Below are 9,352 nucleotides of genomic sequence, written 5' to 3'. Positions count from 1 at the left end.
TGCATCGCCGGGTCGTTCATCAGAACGCCCACGTTGCGGGTCATCTCGCCCTGCTTCAGCTTGTCGAAGGGCTGGGTGGCCTGTGCTTCGGCCGTCTGGAGCTGGGCCAGCACGCCGCCCATCGCCGCGTCGACTTCTGCCTTGGCCGCAGCCTTCTCGGCATCCGTCTTGGCGGCCTGGGCCTTTTGCGAAGCGGCCTGCACGGCGGCATTCGCCTTCGAGTCCGCGATCGCCTTGTCGACCGGCGCGGCCACAGCGGCATATTCCTTCGAGAAGGTCGCCTTGGCAGGCGCCTTTTCCTTGGCGGCCACCATCGTCGGCGCGGCTGCCGCGGCGATGCCGCCCGTCATGGCCACGGCCAGGGCAATACGGGAAATCAGGAACTTGCGAGCCATTCAGGCCACTCCTCATAAAGACACTTCGAAGACCCGCCGGAAAGACGCGATCTCCTGAAACCGGTGTTGCCGGTTTGGCCGGGAAACGGCCGCTTGGCAACCTGATGGCGCAATTAGAACCTCGCCACTTAACGCTGTTTGAATGCAATTCACCGCAGGCTTGCCGGTTCCCAAGGACCGTCAGGGCGGCGGCTGCGCTCCCCCTGCCCCATAAGTGTGGAAAAATCCTCGCAAGGCCGGTGCCGCCCCGCTGATCATGTGGCTTTCCCCGGACGCATGTCCTAGGGCGATCCATCACCCTTTGTCCCGCAGCAACGAACGATCCAGCGCGTGAGCGACGACACCGACATGAACGGCCCCGAGCACATCGGTCCCGAAGGCGAATATACCCGCATCGACATCGTCGATGAGATGAAGACGAGCTATCTCGATTACGCGATGAGCGTGATCGTGAGCCGCGCCCTGCCCGACGTGCGCGACGGCCTGAAGCCGGTCCACCGCCGCATTCTCTATGCCTGCCAGGAAGCGGGCTACGTCGCTGGTCGTCCCTACCGCAAGTCGAGCCGCATCGTCGGCGACGTCATGGGTAAGTATCACCCCCATGGCGACAGCGCGATCTACGATGCATTGGCGCGCCTGACGCAGCCGTGGTCGATGCGCCTTCCGCTGATCGACGGCCAGGGCAACTTCGGTTCGATGGATCCCGATCCGCCAGCGGCCATGCGTTACACGGAGGCACGCCTCGATAAGGTCGCGAACGAGCTGCTGGCCGATATCGACAAGAACACCGTCGATTTCGCCGACAACTACGACGGCTCCGAAAGCGAGCCGACCGTGCTTCCCGCGCGCTTCCCGAACCTGCTGGTGAACGGCGCGGGCGGCATCGCGGTCGGCATGGCCACGAACATTCCGCCGCACAACCTGGGCGAAGTGATCGACGGCTGCCTGGCCATGATCGACAATCCGGCCACCACGATCGAGGACCTGATCCAGATCATCCCCGGGCCGGACTTCCCCACCGGCCCGCTGATCCTCGGCCAGGGCGGCGCCCGCAATGCCTACATGACGGGCCGCGGCTCGATCATCATGCGCTGCCGCCACGAGATCGAGGAAGGCCGCGGCGACCGCCGCTCGATCGTTCTCACCTCGATTCCCTATCAGGTCGGCAAGTCGAACCTCGTCGAGAAGATCGCCGAGGCCGCGAAGGAAAAGCGGATCGAGGGCATTTCCGACATCCGCGACGAATCGAACCGCGAAGGCGTCCGCGTCGTCGTCGATCTCAAGCGCGATGCCACTCCGGAAGTCGTGCTCAACCAGATCTGGCGGAACACCCCGGCACAGTCGAATTTCGCCGCCAACATGCTGGCGATCAAGGGCGGCCGCCCGGAAGTGATGAACCTGCGGGACTTCCTCCAGGCCTTCATCCAGTTCCGTGAAGAGGTCATCACCCGCCGCACCAAGTTCGAGCTGAACAAGGCGCGCGACCGTGCGCATATCTTGCTCGGCCTGGTCGTGGCGGTCTCGAACCTAGACGAAGTCGTCAAGATCATCCGCGGCGCCTCGAACCCGGCGGAAGCCCGCGGACGCCTGCTGGCCAAGGAATGGCCGATCGGCGACATCGCCCCCTATATCCGCCTCGTCGAGGCGATCGAGCCCAGTGCCGAGCAGGACGGCGGCACTTATCGCCTGTCCGAAATTCAGGTGAAGGCCATCCTCGACCTGCGCCTGCACCGCCTGACGGCGCTCGGCCGCGACGAGATCGGCGACGAGCTGAAGGAACTGGCCGCCGCGATCGAGGAATATCTCTCGATCCTCGCCGACCGCGTGAAGCTCTACGGGGTCATGCGCGAGGAACTGGTGGCCGTGCGCGAACTCTACGCCACGCCGCGCGTCTCGCAGCTCACCGGCGCCGCCGACGGCATCGAGGACGAGGACCTGATCGAGCGCGAGGAGATGGTCGTGACCGTCACCATGGACGGTTACATCAAGCGCACGCCGCTCTCGACGTTCCGCGCCCAGGCGCGCGGCGGCAAGGGGCGCGCGGGCATGGCGACCAAGGACGAGGACGTCGTCACGACGATGTTCGTGACCTCCACCCACAACCCGGTGCTGTTCTTCTCGACCGCCGGCAAGGTCTATCGCCTCAAGGTCTACAAGCTGCCGGAAGGCGGCCCGACCACACGCGGACGCCCGATCGTCAACCTCCTGCCCTCGCTGGACAAGGACGAGACGATCCAGACCGTGCTGCCGCTGCCGGAAGACGAAAACGAGTGGAGCAGGCTCTCCGTCGTCTTCGCCACCGCCAAGGGCAACGTGCGCCGCAACGCCATGGATGCCTTCGCGAACATCCCCTCCAACGGCAAGTTCGCGATGCGCTTCGAAGAGGACAGCCAGGATCGCCTGATCGGCGTGGCCCTGCTGAGCCATTCCGACGACGTGCTTTTGGCAAGCCGCCAGGGCAAGGCCATCCGCTTCGCCGGCGACCTCGTCCGCGAATTCGCGAGCCGGACCTCCACCGGCGTCAAGGCCATGACGCTGAAGGAAGGAGACGAAGTCATCTCGCTTTCGATCCTCCACCGCGTCGGCATGAAGGATCAGGACGAGCGCGAAGCCTACCTCCGCTTCGCACCCTGGAAGGGTGAGAAGGACGGCGAGAGCACGCTGGACGCCGAGCGCCTCGCCTACCTGGTCGAGAAGGAGCAGTTCATCCTTACGGTCTGCGCCAACGGCTACGGCAAGCTGTCCTCGGCTTACGAGTATCGCCGCACCGGCCGCGGTGGTCAGGGCATCACCAATATCGACAACATCGATCGCAATGGCCCGGTCGTCGCCAGCTTCCCCGCAAGCCGCGCGGACCAGCTCATGCTGGTGACCGATCAGGCCAAGCTGATCCGCCTGCCGCTCGAATCGCTGCGCGTGATCGGCCGTGGCTCGGCAGGCGTGCGCCTGTTCAACGTCTCGAACAACGAACACGTCGTCAGCGCCGTTCGCCTCGACGAGCCTTCGGAAGAGGAAATCATCGAAGCCGCGATCGAGGGCGAAGCGTCGCCTGAGACTCCGGCCGTGGACTCCGGATCGCCGGAAGCGGACGCGCCGGACACCGAAGCGTGACCGATGCCGTCGCCTACAAGATCCTGACCGGAGAGCAGCTGCAAACGCTGCTCTCCGACGGGACCTTCACCGGTGCGCCGATCGATCTGGCTGACGGCTACATCCACATGTCGACTGCCGATCAGGCGCAGGAGACGCTGGACAAGCACTTCGCAGGTCAGACCGGGCTCGGCATCGCCGCCGTGGACCTCGCCGCGCTGGGCGACAGCGTGAAGTGGGAAGTCTCGCGCGGCGGCGCGCGGTTTCCGCATATCTACGCCGACCTGCCGCTCTCGGCCGTGATCGCCCATGGCCCGGTCGAGCGAAATTCCGCTGGAAAGCTGATCCTGCCCGGCAGCTGACTTCGGCGCGCGCGAGTATCCACGACTCCCTCGTCATTGCGAGCGTAGCGAAGCAAGCCAGCGAGCCGTTCCGGATTGCCGCGTCGGCTTCGCCTCCTCGCAACGACGAGCGAAGAAGACTCATGAGTCCGCGCGCCCTTCCCTGACGGCGCGCAAAGGTCTAGGCGCTGGCGCCATGACACAAGACGTCCACATCATCGGCGGCGGCCTCGCCGGCAGCGAAGCGGCCTGGCAGCTCGGGCGGCGCGGTTTCCGCGTTCGCCTTTCGGAAATGCGCGGGACCGGCGAACGCAGTCCGGCACATCAGGGCGACGGGCTGGCCGAACTGGTCTGCTCCAATTCGTTCCGCTCCGACGATCACGAGAAGAACGCGGTCGGCCTGCTCCATGAGGAAATGCGTCGCTGCGATTCGCTGATCATGGCGGCGGCCGGGAAGGCGCAGGTCCCCGCAGGTACCGCGCTCGCGGTCGATCGTGACGTGTTCTCTGCCGAAGTCGAAGCCCGCCTCTCCGCATTGCCCAACGTCGAGATCGTGCGCGAGCGGATCGACACCCTGCCGGAAAGCGGCACCACCATCGTCGCGACCGGACCGCTGACGGCGGATTCGCTCGCCGGTAGCATCGGCCGGGCTACAGGCTCGGATAGCCTGGCTTTCTTCGATGCCATCGCCCCCATCGTCTACCGCGAGAGCATCGACATGGACGTGTGCTGGATGGCCTCGCGGTGGGATAAGGGGGAGACCAAGGACTACATCAACTGCCCGATGGACAAAGACCAGTACCTGGCCTTCCATCAGGCGCTCCTCGAAGGCGAGAAAACCGCTTTCAAGGAATGGGAGGCCGACACGCCGTATTTCGACGGTTGCATGCCCATCGAGGTCATGGCCGAACGCGGCGTCGAAACGCTGCGGTTCGGGCCGATGAAGCCGGTGGGCCTCGACAATCCGCATTGGGCAACCGAGGAGCATCCCAAGGGCCGCTGGGCCTATGCGGTCGTCCAGCTGCGGCAGGATAACAAGCTCGGCACGCTGTGGAACATGGTCGGGTTCCAGACCAAGCTCAAGCACGCCGAGCAGGTGCGCCTGTTCCGCACCATTCCGGGTCTCGAAAATGCCGAATTTGCGCGGCTTGGAGGGCTGCACCGCAACACCTTCATCAACTCGCCGGTGCTGCTGGACCGCCAGCTGCGCCTCAAGACCGCGCCGCACGTCCGCTTCGCCGGGCAGATTACAGGCTGCGAAGGCTATGTCGAAAGCGCCGCTGTCGGCCTGATGGCAGGCCTGATGACTGCAACCCAGCTTGCCGGGCGCGACTGGCAGGCCCCGCCGCGCACGACCGCTCTCGGCGCCCTGCTCTCGCACATCACCGGCGACGCCGAGGCGGAGAGCTATCAGCCGATGAACGTCAACTTCGGCCTCTTCCCGCCCCTTCACGATGTGAAGAAGAAGCAGCGCAAGGAAGCCTATACCGAGCGCGCCAAGCACGAAATCGCGCCTTGGCTGGATAGCCTGCCTGCGGGCTGAAGGTCCCGTACCATCGCTCGGCCCGGACCCGATCCGGGACCGCCGATCTTCAGGGGCGGGTTTCCCGACGCGCGCCGCGCAAGGTCGCGCCTGAAGACCGACCCCCGTCCCGGATCAACTCAGGGATGACGAAGGTGCGGAAGGCTCTTTCCGGGTCAGGATTTGCAGCTGCACTTTGGCTTCGTCTTGGCCGACGGCGGTGCCGTCCTGCGGAACTCGGCAGGCGACAGCCACTGGTCCCGGTTCGTATCGGCATCTTCGAACCGGGTGACGGTCGCCACCGCCCACTCCTCGAAGGTCAATAGATTGTTGCCGTCCTTGTCGAGCTTGCGGAAGGCATCGACCCGCGTCGAGAGCATCTCGTTGCGCGTAATTCGTCCGTCGCGATCGCGGTCGTAGCGGCCGAAGCGGCGCTGCTCGCGCGTCTGCTCGGTCGCTTCGGGCAGCTCGGGTCCTTCGAAATCGCCCGGACCGGTGCTGGGTATCTCCTGCGGATCGGGCGCGGCGACCACGGCTTGCGGCAGCGGCGCACCCTGTTCCACTTCCGCCCTTCCCTGCCACCAGAACAGCCCGATCGACAGCATCACGAGTGCCGTGACACCGCCGAGGATGAAGCGCTGCATTGCCGATCTCCCTGAGTTCGCGCGCGGCTTATCTCCCGAGCCACGCTCGTCAGGGAAATTACATGTCTGTTATCCGGGTTAATTCAGCGCCCGAGCAGGCCAATGCGCAGGGCCTTGAGCACTGTGCGGGCCGAGCCTTGTCCCCCGTTCGCCAGATTGTCCCGTGCCAGCCCCTCAAGGACCGCGAGTGGCCTCAACGCCCGCGAGACACGGGCCGTCCGTCCCGTCTCGGCTTGCGCAAGGCGGCGCACGATCACGCTTTCGCCGGGATGGTTGAGCTTCGTGGCAAGGTCGGCCAAGGCCCACCGCCGCCCCACAGAGCCCGCCGCTTCCGCCTCGCGCTGACGACCGAGCGCTCGAGCAAGCCCGGCGAAGGCAGCCGCACGCCCATTCACCATCTCTTCCAACGCTTCCGGCCCAAGCGGCGCCTCTCCGGTGAGCGCTTCCCATCCATCGACAAGGGCGACCAAAGCGCGATGTTCTCCGTTCCAGCTCCGCAGCGCCGCCAGCAGCGGTTCGCCCTGCGGCCATTCGGCCGCATCACGGTCCAAAGTTTCCCGCCACCAGGCGAGGCGTATCTGCGCCATCATCGGCTCGCGGGAGTGGCGCAGCAGTCCGGCAAGCCGCTGGTCCAGCGCCAGCAACGCCAGCGTCGGCAGGCGCGCAGAAGCAGGCGCATAGGCCAGCGCGAGCCGCATCGTCTGCGGCAGAGCCGGCATAAGCAGGTCTTCGGGGCGGATTTCGGGGGTACTTGGTTCGGACACCCGGCTTCTCTAGACCTCCGGGTCCATCGCGCAAGCCTGTAACGCAAGACGGCGGCGAAGCCTGCGCTTCGCCGCCGTCTCATCAATCGGCTATGGTGCTGCGACCCGCGCCAAGATCTTAGCGGTAGCAGACCTTGCGAACCGCCTCGACGATGCGCGGCGTGTCGATCAGCGCCAGCTTTTCGAGGTTGGCCGCGTAAGGCAGCGGCACGTCCTCGTTGCAGACGCGCACGACCGGAGCATCGAGGTCGTCGAAGCCATCTTCCATGCAGATCGCGATGATCTCGGAAGCGATCGAGCAGACCGGGAAGCCTTCCTCGGCCACGACCATGCGATTGGTCTTGGCGAGGCTGGCGAGCACCGTTTCCTTGTCGAGCGGACGCAGGGTGCGCAAATCGATCACTTCAGCATCGATGCCTTCACCCGCGAGTTGCTCGGCCGCTTCGAGCGCGAGGCCGACGCCGATCGAGTAGGACACGATGGTCACGTCCTTGCCTTCCCGCATGATGCGCGCCTTGCCGATGGGCAGGACGTGATCGTCGAGTTCGGGCAGTTCGAACGACCGACCGTAGACCAGTTCGTTTTCGAGGAACACGACCGGGTCGTCGCTACGGATCGCAGCCTTGAGCAAACCCTTGGCGTCCGAAGCGTCATAAGGCGCGATCACTACCAGACCCGGCACGTTGGCATACCACGGACCGTAGTTCTGCGAGTGCTGCGCGCCGACGCGGGCCGCCGCGCCGTTGGGGCCACGGAACACGATAGGGCAGCGCATCTGGCCGCCCGACATGTAGTTGGTCTTGGCGGCCGAGTTGATGATGTGGTCGATCGCCTGCATGGCGAAGTTGAACGTCATGAACTCGATGACCGGACGCAGACCGCCCATGGCGGCGCCGGTACCGATACCGGCGAAGCCGTATTCGGTGATCGGCGTGTCGATCACGCGCTGGGCACCGAACTCTTCGAGCAGTCCCTGGGTCACCTTGTAGGCGCCCTGGTACTCGGCGACTTCCTCGCCCATCACGAAGACGCGGTCGTCGCGGCGCATTTCCTCAGCCATGGCGTCGCGCAGGGCTTCGCGGACGGTCGAGGTCTTCATGTTGGTGCCGTGAGGGACTTCCGGGTCCTTCTTCGTCTGAACGTCGGCCACCAGCTGGGCGGTGCCCGTGTCGGCAGGCTTGTTCTGCGACGCGTCGGACTGCGCTTCGGCCGCTTCCGACTTCGGAGCCGGAGCCGAAATCGCCGAAGCGTCCTCGCCTTCACCGGCGAGCACGGCAATGACCGTGCCGACCTTCACGCCCTCGGTGCCTTCGGCCACCAGGATCTTGCCGACGGTGCCTTCGTCGACGGCTTCGAATTCCATCGTCGCCTTGTCGGTCTCGATTTCGGCGAGGATATCGCCGGAAGCGACTTCGTCGCCTTCCTTCACCAGCCAGCGGGCGAGCTTGCCCTCTTCCATCGTCGGAGAGAGCGCCGGCATCTTCAGTTCGATCGCCATCAGTAGCGCTCCACCAGGACGTCAGTATAGAGTTCAGAGGGTGCCGGCTCGGGAGAGCTTTCCGCGAAGTCGGCCGATTCGGCGACTTGCGCGCGCACGCGCTTGTCGATTTCCTTGAGCGCGGCTTCGTCCACGCCGAGGGCGGCGAGATCCTGCTTCACATGCTCGATCGGATCGCGCTTTTCGCGAACGTCCTGCACTTCCTCACGGCTGCGGTACTTCGCGGGGTCAGACATCGAGTGACCGCGATAACGATAGGTGTTCAGTTCCATGAGCACCGGACCGTTGCCCGCGCGGACATATTCCAGCGCCACTTCGGCGGCCTTGCGGACTTCGAGCACATCCATGCCGTCCACCTGCATGCCGGGAATTCGGAACGCGGTGCCGCGGCGATAGAAGTGCGTCTCGGCCGAGCCGCGCTTCACGGCAGTGCCCATCGCGTAACCGTTGTTCTCGATCACGAAGATGATCGGCAGCTTCCAGAGGGCCGCCATGTTGAAGCTCTCGTAGACCTGGCCCTGGTTGGCCGCGCCGTCGCCGAAGTAGGCCATCGCGACGCCGCCGTCTTCGCGGTACTTGTGCGCGAAGGCAAGACCGGCGCCGAGCGACACTTGCGCACCGACGATGCCATGTCCGCCGTAGAACTTATGCTCCACGCTGAACATGTGCATGGAACCGCCCTTGCCACGCGAGATACCGGCTTCGCGACCGGTCAGTTCGGCCATGATCACCTTCGGGTCGATACCATAGGCAAGCATGTGGCCATGGTCGCGATAGCCTGTGATCACCGAGTCGCGGTTGGAATCGAGCGCGGACTGCAGGCCCACGGCAACGGCTTCCTGGCCGATGTAGAGGTGGCAGAAACCGCCGATCAGGCCCAGGCCGTAAAGCTGGCCTGCGCGCTCTTCGAAGCGGCGGATGAGAACCATCTGCTCGTAAAGGTTGAGAAGCTCTTCCTTGTTCGGCGTGTAGCGCCGGTCGGCCGCGAGGGCCTCCTGGAGGCTGTGCAGCGCGAAGTCTTCGTCCTGTGCCGGTGTTACGGCTGGCGCGGCGCCGGACTCGGCGTCAATCTTTGCTTTGGGCAACGGGGCTCCCCAT

General features: G+C 65.1%; 7 protein-coding genes and 1 pseudogene. 3 read left to right on the top strand and 5 right to left on the bottom strand.

What is annotated here, in order from left to right; translation table 11 throughout:
• Positions 1-395: pseudogene (locus L284_RS43975) on the bottom strand (hypothetical protein); the annotation flags it as partial.
• A 348-nt stretch (positions 396-743) separates the two neighbouring features.
• Between L284_RS43975 and gyrA the strand changes: the two are divergent.
• From gyrA to trmFO, 3 genes are all read left to right on the top strand, one after another.
• Entirely contained in the window at positions 744-3,506 is a 2,763-nt protein-coding gene (gene gyrA, locus L284_RS43970; RefSeq protein ID WP_152524763.1) for a DNA gyrase subunit A, read from the top strand.
• Positions 3,503-3,847, top strand: a complete 345-nt coding sequence (locus L284_RS43965) for a DUF952 domain-containing protein (protein WP_021235780.1) — start codon at positions 3,503-3,505, stop codon at positions 3,845-3,847. The genes gyrA and L284_RS43965 overlap by 4 nt, the downstream gene beginning before the upstream one ends.
• A 175-nt stretch (positions 3,848-4,022) precedes the next feature.
• Positions 4,023-5,369 carry a methylenetetrahydrofolate--tRNA-(uracil(54)-C(5))-methyltransferase (FADH(2)-oxidizing) TrmFO gene (gene trmFO, locus L284_RS43960; protein WP_021235779.1) on the top strand — a complete coding sequence of 449 codons (1,347 nt, stop codon included), beginning with the start codon at positions 4,023-4,025 and terminating at the stop codon, positions 5,367-5,369.
• Positions 5,370-5,524: 155 nt separating this feature from the next.
• On the opposite strand, the gene L284_RS43955 is transcribed toward trmFO, so the two are convergent.
• From L284_RS43955 to pdhA, 4 genes are all read right to left on the bottom strand, one after another.
• On the bottom strand, positions 5,525-5,992 hold the full coding sequence (locus L284_RS43955) for an EF-hand domain-containing protein (RefSeq protein WP_021235778.1): 468 nt from the start codon (positions 5,990-5,992) through the stop codon (positions 5,525-5,527).
• 83 nt (positions 5,993-6,075) lie between these two features.
• Complete coding sequence (locus tag L284_RS43950; protein WP_031343055.1) at positions 6,076-6,756, bottom strand: hypothetical protein; 681 nt, start codon at positions 6,754-6,756, stop codon at positions 6,076-6,078.
• A gap of 118 nt (positions 6,757-6,874) precedes the next feature.
• Positions 6,875-8,254 carry a pyruvate dehydrogenase complex E1 component subunit beta gene (locus L284_RS43945; protein ID WP_021235776.1) on the bottom strand — a complete coding sequence of 460 codons (1,380 nt, stop codon included), beginning with the start codon at positions 8,252-8,254 and terminating at the stop codon, positions 6,875-6,877.
• Positions 8,254-9,339: a pyruvate dehydrogenase (acetyl-transferring) E1 component subunit alpha gene (pdhA, locus tag L284_RS43940; RefSeq protein WP_021235775.1), complete on the bottom strand. Its 1,086-nt coding sequence runs from the start codon at positions 9,337-9,339 to the stop codon at positions 8,254-8,256. The genes L284_RS43945 and pdhA overlap by 1 nt, the downstream gene beginning before the upstream one ends.
• Positions 9,340-9,352 lie beyond the last annotated feature (13 nt).

The organism is Novosphingobium lindaniclasticum LE124, assembly GCF_000445125.1.
Lineage (GTDB): Bacteria > Pseudomonadota > Alphaproteobacteria > Sphingomonadales > Sphingomonadaceae > Novosphingobium > Novosphingobium lindaniclasticum.
The sequence above is the reverse complement of the archived record's forward strand: the minus strand, read 5'-3'. Positions and strand labels throughout refer to the sequence as shown.

Coding starts and splice junctions, on each gene's coding strand:
- trmFO (WP_021235779.1), top strand. CDS start 4,023: ATGACACAAGACGTCCACATCATCGGCGGCGGCCTCGCCGGCAGCGAA.
- L284_RS43945 (WP_021235776.1), bottom strand. CDS start 8,254: ATGGCGATCGAACTGAAGATGCCGGCGCTCTCTCCGACGATGGAAGAG.
- L284_RS43955 (WP_021235778.1), bottom strand. CDS start 5,992: ATGCAGCGCTTCATCCTCGGCGGTGTCACGGCACTCGTGATGCTGTCG.
- gyrA (WP_152524763.1), top strand. CDS start 744: ATGAACGGCCCCGAGCACATCGGTCCCGAAGGCGAATATACCCGCATC.